The sequence below is a fragment of the Cellulomonas dongxiuzhuiae genome (assembly GCF_018623035.1).
Classification (GTDB): domain Bacteria; phylum Actinomycetota; class Actinomycetes; order Actinomycetales; family Cellulomonadaceae; genus Cellulomonas; species Cellulomonas dongxiuzhuiae.
This window is the reverse complement of record NZ_CP076023.1, coordinates 2,219,895-2,237,959: the sequence shown is the minus strand read 5'-3', so window position 1 is coordinate 2,237,959 and position 18,065 is coordinate 2,219,895. Positions and strand designations below refer to the sequence as shown.

Genomic DNA, 18,065 nt, shown 5'->3' with positions numbered 1-18,065 from the left:
GGGTATCAGTCGCACCGCCTGGCGTCCCTCCAGGAGACGGTGGGGGACGACCGAGGAGGGGTCATGACGGTGGTGCGCACGGACATGCCCGCGACGACGTGGGGAACGCGGACCGCGCGGGCCCGGCAGGTGGTGCGCTCGCACGACCTCAACGCGCTCGCGGTGCAGGCCGACCTGATGCTGGTGCAGGACGCGATCGCGGCCGCGGGGGAGCGGCGCACGGCGGCGGCGCGCGCGGCGCGGCACATCTGCGCCGGGGAGCTCGACGTCGCTCAGGCGGCGATCGACCAGGCCGTGAGCGGCGAACGCGAGCCGAGGGCCCGCCGCGACGCCCGCATCGAGTTCGCGTGGCACGCGGTGCACCGGGCACGGGCGATGCTGCCGCTCATCGTCCCCGACGACGCGCTGGGCAGCCAGTACCTCTACGCGGTCGAGCGGGTCGGGCGCATGCGCCGCGCAACGGTGAGCTCCTGTCCCGCTTGACCCGGCTCGCACGCACCGCCCCCGCGACGGAGGCGCACCGGCACACGCTGAGCTACGCGTTGTCCGCCGCGTACGGGGCAGCCGACCGCGAGTACCGGCAGATGCGGCACCTGCGGGACCGACTGATGCGCGTCGCGTGGGCGACCACGGTCGCACTGCTCGTGGTCGTCGCTGCCGGGACGCTGGTGCCCACGCTGTTCCCCCTGTGCCTGGAGGGGGCGGCGGCCGCGTGTCCCGCGGGCGGCGCGACGCCGACCGCAGGGGACGTCGCGAGCGTGGCCGCGCTGGGCATGGTGGGAGCGGGGATCACGGCCGTCGTCGCGGTGCGCCGCACGCGACCGTCGCTGTCCCCCTACCGGATCACGCCCGCGCTCGGCTGGCTGCGCATCCCCTTCGGCGGGATCGTGGCGGTCGTCGGGGTGATGGTGCTGCAGGCACAGATCGTCACGGGGTTCGTCGGGCTGGCCACGCGTCAGGAGATCGCCGTGTACGCGCTGGTGTTCGGCTTCGCGCAGGAGGCGGTGACACGCCTCCTGGAGAACCGCGCCGCCGTGCTGCAGGACGCGGTGGGCACGGCGTCCGGCGTGGCCGTCGCACCGGCGCCGGGGGACGGTCAGCAGCCGGACCGCACCTGACGGGCCGTGTCGGTGGTCGGTCCTAGCGTGGTGGTGACCGGATCGGACCGACCGGATGGGACCGACCGGATGGGACCGCAGGAGGCGTCATGACCACGCTCGAGAACCGCGACCGCAGCGCACTGCTCGTCATCGACGTCCAGACGGGCGTCCTGGTGGGCGCGCACGACCGCGACGGCGTCCTCGGTCGCATCGGGGTGCTGCTCGAACGTGCCCGCGGCGACGGCACGGAGGTCGTGTGGGTGCAGCACAGCAGCGACCAGCTCCCCGTGGAGTCGGAGCCCTGGCAGATCGTCAGCGAGCTGACCGTGCGCGACGGCGAGCCGGTGGTGCACAAGCGGTACGGCGACGCGTTCGAGGCGACGGACCTGGAGGACGTGCTCGCGGCGCGCGGCATCGGCCGGCTGGTCGTCGCGGGCGCGCAGACGGACGCCTGCGTGCGCTCGACGCTGCACGGGGCCCTCACGCGCGGGTACGACGTGACGCTCGTGTCGGACGCCCACACCACCGAGGACCTGAGCGCGTGGGGTGCGCCCTCGCCGGCGGAGGTCGTCGCGCACACCAACCTGTACTGGGGCTTCGAGGAGGCGCCGGGGCGCACGGCGGGGACGGCGACGGCGGCGGAGGTCGAGCTCGGCGGCGCCTCGGGCTGAGGCCGCGAGGCGGCGATCAGCGGAGGACGGTGCACCGTCGGCGAACCGGACCCAGGGAGTGCCCGAGTGGTGTGCTGCTCCACGACATGCGCAACGCATGTCTCAGGGCATGGGCAGCACCTGCGCGGCGATGCGCGGGCATGTCGCGTGCCCGTCTGGTCATCACCGCCGCCGTCGTGCTCGAGGGCCGCTCCCAGGCGGAGGTCGCCCGGCGACAACGGCGTCCCCGCCGCGGACTTCCCTGCACCGACGGACCCCGCCGCCGCCTACGCCGCGTATGCCTACCCCCACGGCGGCGCCCGAGCCCCGTGATCATGCTCATCGCCGACCTCGACATCCCGTGGTGAACGCCATCACCGGCGAGCGCCTGCGCGAGCCGACCATCGACACCACCCGCGACTACCAACCCCAACAACGCAACAAACCGGACCCCTGAGGGTCCGGCTTGTGGCCGATGTCCTGCGACATCACGCGCGTGCCCCGAGTGGGATTCGAACCCACACACAAAGGCCGAATCGGGATGCACGGCGATGAACCGAGGGCGCACTTTCGCGCCTTGACCTGCATCGGTACCGGGCCTCGCTCTGAACCAAGGTGAACCGCGAGTACTGTTCTCTATGACACGCCTATAACACGCGAAGCGGTTGAGCTACCCCTATGACGACCAACCGGAACGGCTTCGGCTCCATCACGAGACTCCCTTCCAAGCGCTACCGCGCGCGCTACACGGTTCCCGGAACGTTCCCGCAGGTGTGGGTCAGTGCACCCGAGACGTTCACGCGGAAGGTCGACACCGAACTGTGGTTGGCGCGACAGCGCACCGCCCTCGAGGACGGAATCGTCCGACCGAGGGCATTTGCCGCCAGCCTCAGCCTTCGTGAGTACGCCGAGGCCTGGATGCGAGACCGACGCAACGCGTCGGGCGAGCCGCTCCGCGCGTCCACCCGCCGGTCTACGAGCACTATCTGACGCAGCACGTCTACGGCGGCCTGGGTAGCAAGCTGCTTGGTGAGCTGACGACGGAGTCGATCGCGAGCTGGTATCGGGAGTTGCTTCCGGACCGTCCCACCCTCCGTGCGCGCACCTACGCGTTGCTCCGAGGAATCCTCGCTACAGCGGTGGAGGACGACCTCATCGCCGAGAATCCCTGCCGCGTACGGGGTGCCGGGAGAACGAAGCCGGCGGCGAAGAAGTTCGTCGCGTCTCCTCGGCAAGTCGCCGAGCTCGCCGCCGCTATGCCTGACCGTCTCGCGCTCTCAGTTCTCCTTGGCGCCTGGTGCCAGTTGCGAAACGGCGAGGTGCTCGAACTTCGCCGTCGAGACATCACTCCCGAGGCCGTGATGGTCACCCGCGGAGTCACGTGGGTCGACGGGGAGCAAATCGTTGGTCCGCCGAAGACCGATGCAGGTATTCGTGCCGTCAGCATTCCGCCGCACGTTGCGGCTGCCGTGGGTACATCATCTCGACGCTCACCCGGCCCAGGGCGCTGACGCCTTGCTCTTCCCGAGTCGAGCAGGGGGTTCGGGCCAGATGCACTCGTCCACGTACGCGTATTACTTCAAGCAGGCCGTGAGGACGACGTCGCTGCCGTTCGACTTCCGTTTCCATTGGCTCCGCCACACCGGTCTGACATTGGCAGCCCAGTCGGGCGCCACGTTGGCTGAGCTTCAAGCCCGCGCTGGGCACTCGACTCCGTCCACGGTGATGCTCTATCAGCACGCGACGGCGGTCCGCGACCAAGCGTTAGCGGCTGCACTCTCAGAGTTCGCGAGGTAGCTGGCTTTCTTCGGCTTTGCCGGCTGGTCTCAACAATCACGTCCATGGGCCCAGGACTCGGCCGAGGAGCGCGCTCCGAGGGAGCGCTGACACCGCTGTGCAGAGAATCAGCGGTGCAGCCGCAGATGTCAGGGTCCGCCAGAGTCGATCGACCACGTCCAGCCACGCGCTGGTCTCCATGGTGGCCGACGGAGGCGTCGTCACGAGCGAGCGGGACCGGTTGCGTCGATCAACGACTACCCGAGCGAGTGTCGGTGAAGGCACGCAGCGTGTCGCTGGCCAGATCGAGCCACGCGTCGTCGACATCGCGCATGAGTCCCACTTGTTCGATGCGCCGTCGTCCTGTGCTCGCGTCCTGTAGGACCGATGGTGCTGGGAACTCAGGAGTGCTCGCAACTACGGGCCGTGGGCCGATCCAATGACGTCGGCTCGCTCATCGAGGAAGCAGCACCTCTGGTCGACTCCGCGCGGGCAGTGGTAAACCATCCAGGAGGGGGTAGCGACCTTGCCGAGGAGTCCGATGGGACCAGAGACAGCGCACGGCGGGCGCTCGGCGCTCACGATCCGACCATTGGTGGGCGTCTCGGTCGTTGCCGTACTCGCTCTCGTGGGCCTCATCCTGTTGTGGGCAAACGTCGACGGACTCGACACGAAAGCCCTCTGGATGGAGGTCGCCAAGGCACTGATCGCCATCATCGCCGTGGCGATCATCGGCGGAATCGTCAAACTGCTGCTGGATCGGTACGCGCAACAGCGCAACGATCAGGCCTCACGCGTCGCTCGCGAGCACGACGAGCGGCAACAGGAGCGGGAGTTTGTGCACGAGTCCGTCGCCGAGATCGAGGGCATCCGAAGCGGCATCGAACATGCGCGCATCCTGATCGAAGCGCACCGCTCGACACTCTCGTACCGAGATCGTATGCAGGACGTGATTGCACTCCGCGTTCGTCTGCAGGCTCTGCGACTCCGCCTAGAGGCGCGCTGGAATGACGCAGGATCGTATGTGAACCTCGTGATTGACTCGGAGGATTATCTGACGGATCTTATTCAGGAGTATCGCGACGGCTACAAGCCGATTTCAGACGTTCAACGGCTCGATGAGGCGATGGCCACGGAAGCCATCAAGACCTACGCACAGACACACGGGACGCGACCACCAGGACCCGTTCGCGAGCTTGCCCCGGCGCTGAACTGGAGCGCATGGAAACTGTTGTCGTCAAAGGACGAATTCCCACGATTGTACGACTTTCGACTTGAAGGTCCGGACTATACCCGCGCAATTCAGGCCAACTGTACGGACCTCGCGAAGAGCTTGCTCGACAGATTGGAATCGCGTTCGCGAATTGCGTAGGTCCAGTTGTAGAGCGCGGCCACGGTTCTCACCTCGAGCGCAAGCCCGCCGTCACCGGGCGGGAGTCGCCTGAGCGACGAGCCAGTGAACTCCGGTTTTCGCGACGTCCGGACGTCCCTCGCCCCATGTCGTGCGCGGGGGGACCATGAGGATGTGGATGCGCCGCGGAGGTCGGTCGAGTTCGAACACGCGGACGACCTGGCGCGCCTGCGACGACGCGCCTACGGACCGGATGCTGACATTGTGGGGGATGCGGCGGCTCAGGCTCGGCTCTCGGAACTGGAGGCCGCCCAACGTCGACAGGCGACTCCGGTCGGCGATACCGCCAAAGGGGTCCCCGCTCCGATCCCGGAACGCATCCCGGTCGCCGAGACCGTCGAAGGGTCGCGTTCTGCTCCGACGTCGGTCCGTCAGCCTATCGGCGGGGTGTTCGCCGCGCATGCGCGTGCCGGAATGACGGTCATTGAGCAAGACACCGCAGAGGGTCGACCGCCGAAGGCGCGATCAACCGAGCCCCGGCGGCACCGTGGTGGCGCCGCCGCTCGTCGATCGTCGTCGGCGTCATCGCGCCCGGCCAGGGCCGGTCCTTCCACCGTTGGCTGCCGGCCTTGTCGCGCTTCCGGGCGAGCGGCGTGAACCGGTAGATCGCGCGTTTGTCGAACGGCTCGCGGGTGCGGGCCTTCTCGGTGGCGGTTCGCCGGGCTTCGGCGACTCGAGGTGGCGCCGAGGATCTGGGGGCGGTCGGAGTGGAGGTGCCGTCGATCCACAGACTGCAGGCGGTTCCTTCGGGAACCCACAGGGCAAGCAATGACAAATCGGCTTGACACACCGTCCCCCAGGGCGGACCGTCAAAAGGCGGTGTCCCGGGCGGGGGTCCTCGACCCGGACCCACCGTGACCGCGCGAAGGGCAGCGCGCCGGCGCCTTCGCGCGGCTGCTCGCGCCGTACCGACGTGGAGCCACACATTTATATGGCTGGCGTCGCGGATGGAGGTGGGCGGAGTGAGCACCCAGGGATGGAGATGGACCGAGTGAACACGCGACCGCCGACCCTTGTCGCGGAGTTCACGAGCTCTTCCGGACGAACAGTGCTTCAGTATTTCAGCTACGTCGGACACGAGCCGTTTCGCGGACCCCTGCGGGTCGCCTCCGGCTTCGAGCTCGTGGAGGTGGCGGAGGTCGGTCACCGGCTGCAGACGGAGACGAGCGCGGCACCGGTGTCGCGCGTCGCGGTCAACGTCCAGTCCTTCGCCTACGACGCGAGCACGGGGGACTTGGAGGTCGGCATCACCCCGCTGCTCAGCACGGATGGGCAGGGGTGGCTGGCGGAGGTCACGTTCGTCGTCATCTGCACCGACTCGGGCGTCGCGCACATCGCCCGCGTGAGCACCGGTGGGGTCGGGACTTCCGAGGTCAGCATGTCGAAGTACCTCCCCGGGGCGATCCCGGTCGGCATGGACTACGTCGGGATGGCGACCCAGATCTGGGACGTCGGCACCGACGCCGGCCCCCTTCTCCTCAACGGGGTGGCGGCGCACGTCAACAACCTGTCGGTGACGCCACCGAATCTCTGGCTGGACTATTGGGGTGTCCTGAGGGACTCGGCGTGGACGGCCCCGATGTTCTTCGAGTGGCAGGCCCTCGTGCTCGCTTTCGACCCGGCGGAGATGTCCCGCGCCACGACGTCCTTGCCGTACCAGTACACGTGGCTCGCGCACAACGTGGTCACCAGGAACTTCTTCGCAGGCCCGATCACCGCACCCCCAGGCGCACCGGTCACCGGGTTCCTCGACGCGTACGAGGGTTCGGTCCTGGGCTTCGGCCAGCTGATCAACGGCCCCGAGCACCGGGTGTGGTGCGTCGAGGCCTCCGCGTCGCCTCCGTCGCTCACGCCGACCGGCGCCATCACCTCGTACGGGACCTTCCTCGGCACCACCTACGGGGACACGGTCACCACCGAGCCGTACCTCCTCCAGGTCTCGCGGTGCGCCGCGTGGCTCCACTGACTCACCGACAGCAGCGTGCTCGGCGACCGAGCGGCCGGGGGGCAGAGATTGACCAGGACCGTGCCGTGGCACGACCCAGTCAACGCTCAGACGACGGCGTCCCTGGACCTCTGTCGCCGCTCGGCTCGCCGACAGGCTCGGCGCTGGCGCTGCGAGGTTCCCTGCCGCTGGGCGTGCGGACCCAGGACGGAGTGGCCGTCGGGACCCGGCCCGCATCCGCCTTCGGCGCCCCTCACCTGCGCCGGCAGGACATGATCGCCACCGACTACGGGCAGGTCGAGCCAGCTGTGGACCTCGCCGACGACGCCGACCGGGCAGCCGCGTTGCTCGGTGACCCGGACGACCGAGTCGTCCCGATGCGGTTCGCGCGAGCGGAGGACGCGACGTACGACGTCGACGAGTACGTGCTGCTGCGTGACCGGGACGACCCCGGCGCGGGACGGCCCCCAGGGCAATCTCGCGGGCGAGCAGCCTGCGCTCCTCATGGATGGCCTGTGCCTGCATGTCGGTCGGACCTGAGATCAGGTTCAGCTCCTCGGCGACGGAGGCGAGCCGAAGCGCGTAAGTACGGCGGACCCGTTCCTGAGGTCCGCGGAGGCGCTCGGTCTGGTACTCGTAGTGGAGCGCACCCAGTCAGGCGAGCAGGGCCGGAGTAACGACATAGCCGAGGATGTGGCACCGAGCGGGCGCATCACGCCCGCCATGGCGTGGACATGGTCCGCATCGAACGCGACGCGCAACTGGAAGTCGGAGATGAGCTCCGCGATCGGCTGATCCCACGGGTCGCTCGAAAAACCGGAGTGTTGGCCTCCCTGGGCGCTGACGGTCACCTCTGCCTCGGCTGAGGCTGAGCACCGGGATGTCACGACGCCGCGAGTGGAACTCGACCGCGAACAGTCGATCAGACGCTGTAGGCGACCAACAGGTGGGGATCGCTGGTGGTGAGGAGCGGGGACTTGGCGTCGTAGGAAAGCGTGTAGGTCGGCAGGGCGTCATCGTTGCCTTGGAGAGGATCGACGGAGATCCCGGGCGATTCGCCGTCCCAGACCAGGGCGGCGGCGTGTGGGGCCACCCGCCCACGAAACATGTACGGGAAGTGCTGTTCAGTGACGGTCAAGAGCAAGGGCTCGTGGTCGTCCCTGAACCGCCGCCACTCACGTGGGAAGTCCAGCTCCAGCGGCAGCAACTGCACCAGTCCGACCTCGGTGCTGCGGGCGCGCACCTGCGCGCCAAGCCGCTCGGCCAGGGACCTGCGAGCCTTCGTGGCAAGCGTCTCGCCGCCGTCCCGGGCGGTGAAGCGGAGGTGCAGGACGAGGTCCGAGATGGTCGAGTAGTCGAAGGCGCGGAACTCGTCGGGCATTGTGAACCGCCAGCGGGACAGCGCGCCGGCGCCCTCAAAGGGGCCGTACCGGTCGTCGGGCCGGGTACCGTCGAACCTCCCGTTGTCTTCCTGACCACTGTGGGTCACCACCGACTGGATGGGCACCCGACTGATGGCGAGATTCTCCGGAGCGTCGTAGTCGCCGGACGCTACGGGCCGGTTCCGCACGACGCTGGAGAGCAGCGTGAGTGTGCCGTTGACCCCGGTGTACGGCCCGGCGACGCTTGGGACCGAGACCGCGACGTCCCGGAGCCGTCGGAAGTAATGGCCGGGGAAGTCGAGGTCCAGCAGCGACTCCGGGACGTCGAACTCGCACGTCCCCGTCGCACGCAGGCGGAGCAGCGCTGCGCCGTCGAGCTGTCGGAGCGACACGTGCTTGACGACCTCCAGCTCACGGCGATCCTCGTTCAGGTACGAGACCTCCATTCGCTTGAGGTCATGCAGCAGGTGGTCGCCGGCGCTCAACCCGCGCCGGACGCTGTCCCAGTACCCGAACCGGATGAAGCTCGTGCTGTCGACCCCCAGCTCGTGCCGGTAGGCCTGCTCCGCGCGCTTGGCGACGTCGTAGGCAAGCTGGTAACTGCGGAAGTGCGCGTCGCCCACCTGCTGCATCATCCAGGCGTAGAGCTCCTGGTTGCTGAATCGGCTGCGCATGAGCTCGTCGACCTCGTCAGCCTGCTCGGCCTGGAGGTCATGGTTGCGCAGCTCCGCGGAGGCGATGGCGACCCGGGTCCCGGCGGCGGCGATCTGGTGGGTGGCCTGCGTGATGTCGTTCGCTGCGGCCTTGGCCTGCTCGACCCAGTCGGCCGCGCGCCGCTGGTGCCCAGCCAGGATCGCTGCGACCGATGCCCGGTAGCTGTGCTCGGCCGCCGCGCCGTCAGCCTGCGCGGCGAACAGCTCGGCCGCCTTGGCGAGCAGGGTGCCGCCGAGCTGCGCGGTCACCACGGGGGAGCCCGTGGCGCCCGAGCTGCCCAAAGTGATGTCCGGGATCATCGCCAGGAACCGGGCGGCAGCCTTCATGTCGGCGGCGCGGGCCTGGCTGTCTCGGGCCTGGCGGAGCTCGGTCAGCTGCCGCTTCTCGGCGTCGTTGATCGGGACCTTGGCCGTCGCCTCCCCGGCCTCCGGCACGCCGCCCTGGATCAGCTCGGTGGCGCGCGTGAGCGCCTGCTTGACCAGTTCGGTGGCGGCGCTGGAGAACGGGTCGATCTGGGAGATCAGCGACTGCGTGAAGCCGAGCGTGTTGGTGACGGTCTCGATGGCTGCACCGGCGATCGACTCGATGGTGGGCCCGGCTGGCCCGCCGGGGATGGACACCTCGCCCACCTGGGTCACCAGACCCGCGTAGTAGGCCAGCCGCTCCTGCGCGCTCGTGAGCACCGGCTGGTAGGACTGCAGGCTCGCGAGCGCCTCGTCGACCTGCAGCTGACGCACCTGCCGAACGCTGGCCAGAAGCGTCCGCTCGTGCCCGTCCCGCAGCCGGCTCATGACCTCGCCGTCGCGCTTCTCGATCGCCGACAGCATCTGGCTGCCGAGCTCGCGCACATGGCCGCAGAGCTCGGCCGCGGTGCGGCTCATGGTGGCGAAGCGGTACAGGGGGAGTGGCGCATTGGCGTCGGCGAGCACGGAGCCGAGGTCGACGCCGGAGGCTCTAGCGCGCACCAGGAGACCGGGGTCGATCGGCGGCTCGAACAGCGGCAGCTGCCGGACCACGCCGTCGATGGTCATGCAGTTGCGCAGCTTGTTCAGCCGGTCGGCGACCGTGGCGTGGTAGCCGAGCAGTTTGGGGTTACCGGGGACGCAGAAGTACAGCGTCCGAGGCAGCGCACCGGTCGCGGGCGACGTCGTGCCGCCGGAGCCGAGGATGTTCTCCCCTACGACGAGCGGGTTGCCCAGTGTTCCCGCGTCCCCGACCAGCTCCGGACGCAGGTCCCCATAGGACTTGGCCAGTGGCCGCGTCCGTGGCGGGATCGTCTCAGGTCGGCGGCCCAAGATCTGCGCAGCGAGCACATACAGCTGTGTGGCCTCGTCGAGCGCCTCCATGGTCTCTCGGCGGAACAGTTGGTCCCCCCATGCGATCAGGTTGTCCAGGTACTTCATCACCACCGCGTACATGTAGGCCCGCGGCCTGAGCCGGGCCACGACGTGGGGCTCGAACGGTCGCTCCCGCCACTCGGCGATCGTCGCCAGCAGCGCCATCTTCTCCGGCGAGTGGTCGTCCTTGTCGGCGAGCCGCCGGAGCAGCTCCGGCATCGGCGGCCCCGCGTCGATCTCCCGGAAGGGCCGGAAGCGCCAGTAGCGACCGGGGACGGGACCGGGTCCGGTGTCGGTGGGGTCGAAGATGCGGTGAAACCAACTGCGGGCGTCCGCGAACCGCTGGTTGCGGCTGAGCGCCGTCCCCGCGGCGAGTGCGACGTGGAAGAACAGCTCCCAGCTGTACGGCCCCGCCGGCTCAGTCGGCGCGAAGACGACGTCGTCAAGCGGCTGGGTGAGGACGACGGCGGCGTCCGCCCCGTACTGCCCGAAGGTCCCGCGCACGCCGGCCGGCGCCTCCGGCTCGTACTGCGTCGCGGTGGCCAGGGCGGCGTCGACACCCCGGCGCTCGAGGATCTGGCGAAACCGCCCGAGCTGCGGCATGTCGAGGGCGGTGATGTGCACTCCCGGCTCGTCCACGAGCGAAATGAGCGGAGGGGATCCCGGTACCGGCGGGGGAAACGAGCGCATGGTCAGGCGGTTCACGGGGTAGACGAACAGCTGCCGTGCCCTGTCGGCGAGCACGAACGGCACCGTGCGGCCGCCCAGACCGGGCAGCAGCGTGGACGGGGCCTGCAGTTGCAGCACCGGTTCGTCGGCGGGCATGACGACCGCGAGACGGCGGGGGGCGGTCTTCAGGACTGACGACATCCCAGTGCCGGACGGCACGGAGAATTGGCCCGCCGGTCGCGGAACGGTCATCGCCCGGTGGGGGGTGATCGACGTCGTGAGGTCGACTGCGATGGGGTTCTCCGCCGGTTCCACCGCGGAATAGCCGATGTTGTCCTCGGGAGGCTGCCCGAGCCGCGACTGCCTGTACCGGTAGTAGCCGGCCGCGGGACGCGCGTCGTCGCCGTCGAAGAAGAACGTGAAGACAGGCACGCTGTCCAGCGATCTCTGACTCAGGGTGTCGGCGGCGGCGTTGGAGTAGAGGGTCGGGTTGAGGTAGACGCTGATCGCGACGCCCTGCTCCTGGACGACCGGACGTAGGAAGATGGTGTCCTCCGGCCAGGTGTCGACGCTCAGGAGGACGTTGGCCAGGGCGGGGTGTCCGGAGTGGACGCGTCGCGCGGTCCACCGGCCGTTGCGGCGCTCGCTCCAGGCGAGCTTCATGGTCCACAACTTGCGCGGCTGCTCCACCGTACCCGCCACCGGCGCCTGGGCCGGCGGCCTCGCCTCCTGGCGGAGCTGCGCCCACGCCACGAACAGTCGCCCGCGCCACATGAACGGGACCAAGTGCTCACCCTCGACGTCGACGCCGAGCGGCTCCCAGGCCGTCCAACTCCCCGAGGGGTCGTCATGGCGCACGGACGCCGGCCGGGTGAAGCGCCGGTACCAATAGGTCTTCGGCTCGAAGCTGGTGCGTCCGAAGACATAAGTGGTCCGCAGTGAGCCGTCGTCGGCGTACTCGTGGCACAGTCCGGCGACTCGCATCCCGGCGACGTCGGCGAGTCCCTCGATGTACAGCCGCAGCGCCTCGGCTGCGGTTCGCTCGTCGAGATCGGCCTGGGTCAGGGTGCCCGCGAGGGCGCGGAACGGCGGTGTCTGGTCGGTGCGCAGCTCGGGCTCGATCCAGTTCTCCGGGTACAGCAGGATCTTGCGGTTGGCCTCCCAGACGCGGTAGCTGCGCAGGACGTCCCAGCGTCCCCGGTCGACAGCGTCCGTCCGCACCTCCGGCTCCAGGCCGAGCACGATCCGGTGCACGAACAGCTGGACGCTGCCGATGGCGTGTCGGACCCGGGACGTCATCGCGCAGGCACTGGTCAGCGGGTCCACCAGCAGGTCCCCGTACAGGTCCTCGGCGTCGCGGCGCCCGTCCCGCAGCCAGAAGGCCACCAGGGCGTCCCGTCGACGCAGGCGGAGACCATCGAGCACCGGCGGAGATGCCGCCGCCCAGCCCTGCTCGCTCAGCGCCGCTCGGGCAAGTTGACGGGCCCGGGTCGCGCCGACCGTTGTGGCGGGGCGCCGCCAGGCGTCCAGTGTGCCGGCGTCGGCGCCCGTGCGTCGGAGCAGCTCGGCGCAGGTGAGCAGCCGGGACACCAGCTCGGGGTGGAGCATTCCCGGAGGAGTCCACCCGCCGGTGCCAAGGTCCACTGTCAGGTCGCTGGTCAGCCGCACGACATCGTCGTCGGAGATGCCCAAGACGGCGGCCAGCGTGGCGGCCCGAGTGGCCGGGTTCGAGACCGCGGACAGTGCCGTGCGGATCGCCTCGAGCTCGGTCCGGTCCGGCGCACGCTCCCCATCGGTGAGCACGGTCGTCAGGGCTGTCCAGGTGGACCACGCCGGCGCCGGACCGTCGACGGGCCGCTGCGGCAGCGCCGTGAGGTCGAACAACCCGGCGGCCGGCCACCAGCCGCCGAACAGCCACGCCGTGGCAGGGGCCGTCAGCTCTGTCCGTGCCGCGACCATCGCGAGCTTTGCCAGCCGGCCCAGGGCGTGAAGCTGGGCGGGGAAAGCCGCCTGGCCCACCGACACGGCCGGATCGGCGCCGAGGAAGTCCCGGGCGAGAAGCCAGCTCTGCTCCGCGTCGCGCGCGACCAGAGGGCGGGTGACGGCGTCCTCGGTGTGCCGGAACCGTTCCAGGAGGACCGCGGCCTGGTCCTCGTCGACGCCGAACGCCTCGCCGAGCACGCCGCGGACGACCGCCTCGGCCCGTCGCTCCCGGACGGCCGGGACCACCCGGGTGAGCAGCGCCAGGCACCGGTCGGCTGCGGCGGGCAGCTCGCCGAGCAGCCGTTCCGGCGTCGGTACCCCGGGCACCGGGGACGCACCGGGCGCCGCGACGAGCAAGTTCGTGGCCGTCGGCTGGTAGGCGTCGGCGGCTTGGAACAGCGCGACCACGGCCGCCCGGTACGCGCTGCCGGCGGGGGTGCCGCCCAGCTCCGCGAGCTCGTCGCGCCATCCCGCGGACATCGGCCCGATCCAGCACAAGCTCTGGGTCACCGGGTCCCACCAGAAGCTGCCGCGCCACTGCGGTGGGATCGTGGGCATGGCGGCACCCGGCAGAGTGTCCGCGCGCAGCCCGGCCGTGTGCACGGGGGGGAGGATGCTTCCGGCCATGCGGGCGAGCGGCGCCAGCGCCGCGGCGACCTCCTGCGAGGTCGCGGCGGTCCGTGCGGTGAGGTCGTCGAGTGCCACGTCGAGCGCGGTCCGCTGCTCCGCGGTCGCGGCCGCGTACTCCGCGGACGCCCGTAGCGTCGCCGCGGCGGCCGCCATGCGCACGGCCGCCTGTCGCGGTGGTGCGGAGACCTCCAACTGGCCGGTAGCACCCGAGTAGCGCAGCCCGGCGGGCAGCACCCCGAGAAGCTGCCCTGGCAGGGTGGGGAGGCGGACGGCGTGCATCGCCGGGAAGGTCCGATCCAGGACCTCGGCGCTCAGCACCAGGTCTACCAGCCGTTCCGGCCATCCAAGCTCCAGCAGCAGCTGCCCCGTCAGCGATACGGCGGTCTCGGTGGTGCCCGTCAGCGACGCCTCCTCGACGCGCAGGCTCTCCCGGATCGTGCCGAGCAGCGCGGACAGCTCCCGGTCGGCCTGCTCCTCCTCCTCGGCGGACCGGTACCGGTGCCGGAGCAACACGTCGAGCTCCGCGACCGTCAGCCCGGCCTGCCGGGTCCGGCGGTGGGCGTCCAGCAGCTCCAGCGCCCGCGCCGGCCTACCCAGCGGTCCGATGCCGCTCATCGTCACGAGGGTCACGTAGTCCGTTACCGGGATCCGCAGTCCGCGAGCGAGCAACAGGTGGGCGCTCAGGGCGCTGAGGGCTCCGAGGTCGAGCACGTCCTCGACCAGGCCGCTACCCGTGGTCACCTGGGCGGTGAACCACACCGAGCCGGCTCCGGCGACGCGTTCGGCCCGGACGCGCACCCGCCGCTCGCCGCCGGTCAGGACGACGCGTACCCGGCGCCAGTCCTGGCTTCCGCGGGCCACCATGGTCGTGCTGACGTCGGCCGCAGCGCCGCTGGGGAGCTGCTGCTGGACCGTCACGCGTACCTGCGTGGTGGCGTCCGTCGGCCGACCGACCACCCAGTCGACCCGCGCGCCCGACCCGGGCAGCTCGACCCAGGCCCCGTCGACAGTCGCCGGTCCGCTGGCTGCACCCAGCAACACCTGCGGGACGGACGTCGTTGTGGGCGGCAGCACCGCGACGACGTCGGAGCGTCGGCACGACAGGGACGCCGCCAGTTCGTCGGCGTAGTCGCTCAGGCGCAGCAGCGGCAGACCGGTGCCCGGTGGCACCGCCTTGAGCCCGTCCCGGGTCGCGTTGAGCTCGAGCCCGGGCGCCCGGGGTCGCGTCACGGCCGGCTCGTTGAGCAATCGTTCGTAGAAGGAGGGGGCGAGCCGCGGCGGCGACACCGTGTGGTCCCAGTATCGCTGGGTGTCCAGTTCGTCGCGGAACAGGTTCAGCACGGTCTCGACCGGCAGCGACGTGGCCTCCCGTAGACGCTGCACGCCCGCGAGCTGCACCACGAAGGCCTCGGTGAAGTGCTCGAACGAGAGGTTCCCTGGCGGCACAGGCAGGTCCGGCTCCGTGACCCGACCCAGGCCACGGATCGCGCAGTCGAGCTCGCGAAACGTCCAGTCGAGCCGGCGGGCGAGCCGCACGAAGAGCAGGATGCGACGTGCGACGGACGCCGTCAGCCGACCGCCGGGAAACCCGTCGCCTACAAACATCCGCGTGGTGTCGCACTCGTCGCCGGTCAGGACCATGGGTGCGGCGAGGCCGGGCGACGCCTGCACGAACCGGCTGTCGAGCAGGTCGAGCAGCTCGCGGTGATCAAGGCCGGTGCGATCCCGCAGCGTGCGGACCCGCCGCAGCTCGTCCAGCCACAGGCGCTGGTATCCGTTTTCGTCGATGGTGGACTCGACATCCAACCCCCAGTCGATCCAGGGGTCCGACGGGGCCTCCAGGAGCAGCCGGCGCTCGCCCTGGCCGATGCCGAGCACCGCACATGCGGCGTCCACGCGGATGCACCGGTCGCTGCCGGCGTAGGCGTCGGTCACCTGCCGACTGCTGACCCGCAGGCGCTCGAGCCAGGCGTCGCGTTCGGCCTCGGCGAGGTCGAACGGCAGGGCCCACGGGAAACGGGCGTACCGCAGGGGCTCGTAGGCCCACTGGACGTACTGCCGCGGGATTGCGTCGCCGGCGGCCGCGGGGATCGACTGTGGGTACAAGGTCAGCCGAAGCCGGGCAGGGTTGGCACCACCGCGAAGGTGAAGGCGCCAGCCGTTGCCGGCAACGCGCCAGCGCCTGCCGGTCTCGACGGGCATCGTCGTGACGTCCGCCGAGGCGCCCACGTCAATCCCGAGATCCGCCAGGTCGTCGCGCAGCTGTTGCGGGAGGTTCCCGGCGTCCAGGTCCGCGTCGAACCCCCAGTCGTCGATGGTGCCGTCGGCCGTCCGCGTGCCGCGGGCGAGGGTGTTCCAGAAGGAGTCGCCCGCGAGTGACGACTCGAGCAGCTCGAGCACGATGTCGACGAGCGGCAGGACCGTCTCGGTGTTGGAGCACGAGAGCTCGAGCTCGGCGAGGTCCGGGCGACGGGCCAGCAAGACGTCCAGCGGGCTCGCGCCGGCCGTGTTGTGCTGGCCGCCGTCGAGCATCTGCAGCAGCTCGGCGAGATACGCGGCGGGGCTGTACATCGACGCGCATCCTGCGCACCCGCAGGTGTCCGGCGAGCCGAAGAGCAGCTCCAGCGTGGCGGTCTGGCCGCCGGCCGCCAGTGCGGAGCGAAGGGTGGCGGCCGCCGGGTCCGCATCCGGTACGGGCGCCACGTCGGTCTGCATCGGAAGCACCGGCAGGAGCGGCGTCCGGTCCAGCCCCGGTGCCTGTGACAGCAACAGGGCCGACGCCGTGGCGCTGGCCGCGGCCGCGCGCTCGTGCACGGCGGAGGCAACCTCCGCGCCGCCGGGGATGCCGTCGCCGACCTCCTCAATGAACCGACGGCGGTCGACCGAGGCGATCTGCAGCGCGGAGCTCCATCCGCCGGCCAGCAGCCGCTCGGCGACCTCGAGCGACGGGCTGACCCGGGCAAGCCGTTCGATCCGCAGGAGCTCGGCCTGGACCGTGGGAACGGCCTCGGCCGCGATGCCGGCAAGGTCGCCGTCCACGGCGGCCGCGAACCGCCCGAGGACTGGCTGGTCGCCGAGGCGGAACGTCTGCGCGTTAGCCAGGAATCGCGCCACCTGGGCGGGCTCCGCCACGGGGATCCGGCCGTCCTCCACCCGGGCCCGCAGGTACGCCGACGGCATCCGCTGCTCGACGTCGTGCAGCAGCCGGTCCACGTAGGGACCCACTCCGTCGCCCGGCAGGTCCAGGTGGACCGGGACGCCGTGGGCCGCCACCAGCTCGGCCCACTGCGACCTGCCCAGAGGTGCCAGGTCCGCCAAAGCCGCGGCGGCGTCGTCGGGGTCCGGCCGCCCGAGCGCTGCGACGAGAGGGGCGTGACCGCCGGTGATCTCGCCCAGACCCACGGCCCGCAGCACGGAGTTCACGGTGCCAGCCGTCCAGCCGTGGGCGTCGAGCAGTCTTGCTCGCAGCCCGCCCAGGTCTCCCGGGTCGGCGTCCAGCTCGGCGGCGACGGTCGCCCGACCGGTGTCGTCGAGCCCGCCGGGAAGCGTGGTGAGGAGGTCTCCGAGGCTCGCCGCCGTACCCGGTGGCGCGGGCTCGAGGCGCTGGGCGCGGCGCAGCCGACCGAGCAGGCCCAGCACGCCGTCCTGTCCGCCGGCGGGAACGGCGACCCGCCCGTCTCGGACCGCCACAGCCCACGTCATTGCCCACCACTGGTCGTCCCGCGCGAGCGGGTCGACCGCGGCCGGCACCGCCTCGACCCGGCTCGCCGCGTACAGGCCGGCGAAGAGCTGCGCCGCCTCATCGCCGACCTCGATGCCGTGCCGGGCCGCCAGCTCCATTGCACGGTCGGTCAGCCGGGCGGCCCTTGCCGCGGCCATGACCTCCGGCGCAGCCAGACGCGGGTCCTGAGCCACTGCGGCGACCTGATCGTCGTCCAGCGCCTGCAGCGACATCCCCCCGAGGCGTGGCGCGAGGAACCGGGTCAGCCGGTCCAGCTCCGAGCCGTCTGCGGAGGGGTCCTCCAGGAGGAGGTCCTGCTCGATGTGTGGCCCCGAGTCGGTCAGCACGGGTGAGCGGGCCAGCAAGTCGCCGTCGTCGGGGCCCAAGACGGCGACCCACAGGTCCGGGCCGTCCTTGGCGCGCTCCGCCGGCCGGCCGGGCCGCAGAAGCGCCACCGGGTCGGGTCCCGGCGAAGAGGGTCGCGACGAGCTGTACCGCCCGGCGAACGTGATCGTGTACCGGCCCTGGGCGCCCGTGACGGCCTCACCGAGCGGTCGCGCCTCGGCGAGGTCCTGGTCGAAAGCGCGCACCCGGACGCCCGCGACAGGGGCTGCCGGCCCGCCGTCCCCGCCCGGCCGCAGCACGTGTCCCGTGACCGTGTAGAGCACACGATCTTCGGTCTCGCCGGTCCCCGTCGTCTCGTCGCTCATCGGTGCACCTCCTGGTGCGGTCGGTCGGTTTCGCGCA

The 18,065-nt window shown here is 70.8% G+C and carries 7 protein-coding genes; 6 read left to right on the top strand and 1 reads right to left on the bottom strand.

Features of this window, described 5'->3' with window-relative positions; all coding sequences use genetic code 11:
• Window positions 1-63: 63 nt before the first annotated feature.
• The 6 genes from KKR89_RS09995 (at window position 64) to KKR89_RS09970 (ending at window position 6,903) form a co-directional block, all read left to right on the top strand.
• Window positions 64-483: a hypothetical protein gene (locus tag KKR89_RS09995; RefSeq protein ID WP_208195214.1), complete on the top strand. Its 420-nt coding sequence runs from the start codon at window positions 64-66 to the stop codon at window positions 481-483.
• Window positions 480-1,118, top strand: a complete 639-nt coding sequence (locus KKR89_RS09990; protein WP_208195213.1) for a hypothetical protein — start codon at window positions 480-482, stop codon at window positions 1,116-1,118. The genes KKR89_RS09995 and KKR89_RS09990 overlap by 4 nt, the downstream gene beginning before the upstream one ends.
• An 89-nt stretch (window positions 1,119-1,207) precedes the next feature.
• Complete coding sequence (locus KKR89_RS09985; RefSeq protein WP_208195212.1) at window positions 1,208-1,771, top strand: isochorismatase family protein; 564 nt, start codon at window positions 1,208-1,210, stop codon at window positions 1,769-1,771.
• A gap of 1,401 nt (window positions 1,772-3,172) precedes the next feature.
• A complete protein-coding gene (locus KKR89_RS18625; RefSeq protein WP_208195211.1) occupies window positions 3,173-3,547 on the top strand; it encodes a tyrosine-type recombinase/integrase in 375 nt (124 codons plus the stop codon).
• Window positions 3,548-4,067: 520 nt separating this feature from the next.
• Window positions 4,068-4,898, top strand: a complete 831-nt coding sequence (locus KKR89_RS09975; RefSeq protein ID WP_208195210.1) for a hypothetical protein — start codon at window positions 4,068-4,070, stop codon at window positions 4,896-4,898.
• A 1,087-nt stretch (window positions 4,899-5,985) separates the two neighbouring features.
• Window positions 5,986-6,903, top strand: coding sequence for a hypothetical protein (locus tag KKR89_RS09970; protein WP_208195209.1), 918 nt, complete (start codon window positions 5,986-5,988; stop codon window positions 6,901-6,903).
• A gap of 901 nt (window positions 6,904-7,804) precedes the next feature.
• On the opposite strand, the gene KKR89_RS09965 is transcribed toward KKR89_RS09970, so the two are convergent.
• The gene (locus tag KKR89_RS09965) at window positions 7,805-18,028 is read right to left on the bottom strand and encodes a Tc toxin subunit A-related protein (RefSeq protein ID WP_214765480.1); all 10,224 of its coding nucleotides are present in this window, start codon (window positions 18,026-18,028) and stop codon (window positions 7,805-7,807) included.
• Between the last annotated feature and the right edge of the window lie 37 nt (window positions 18,029-18,065).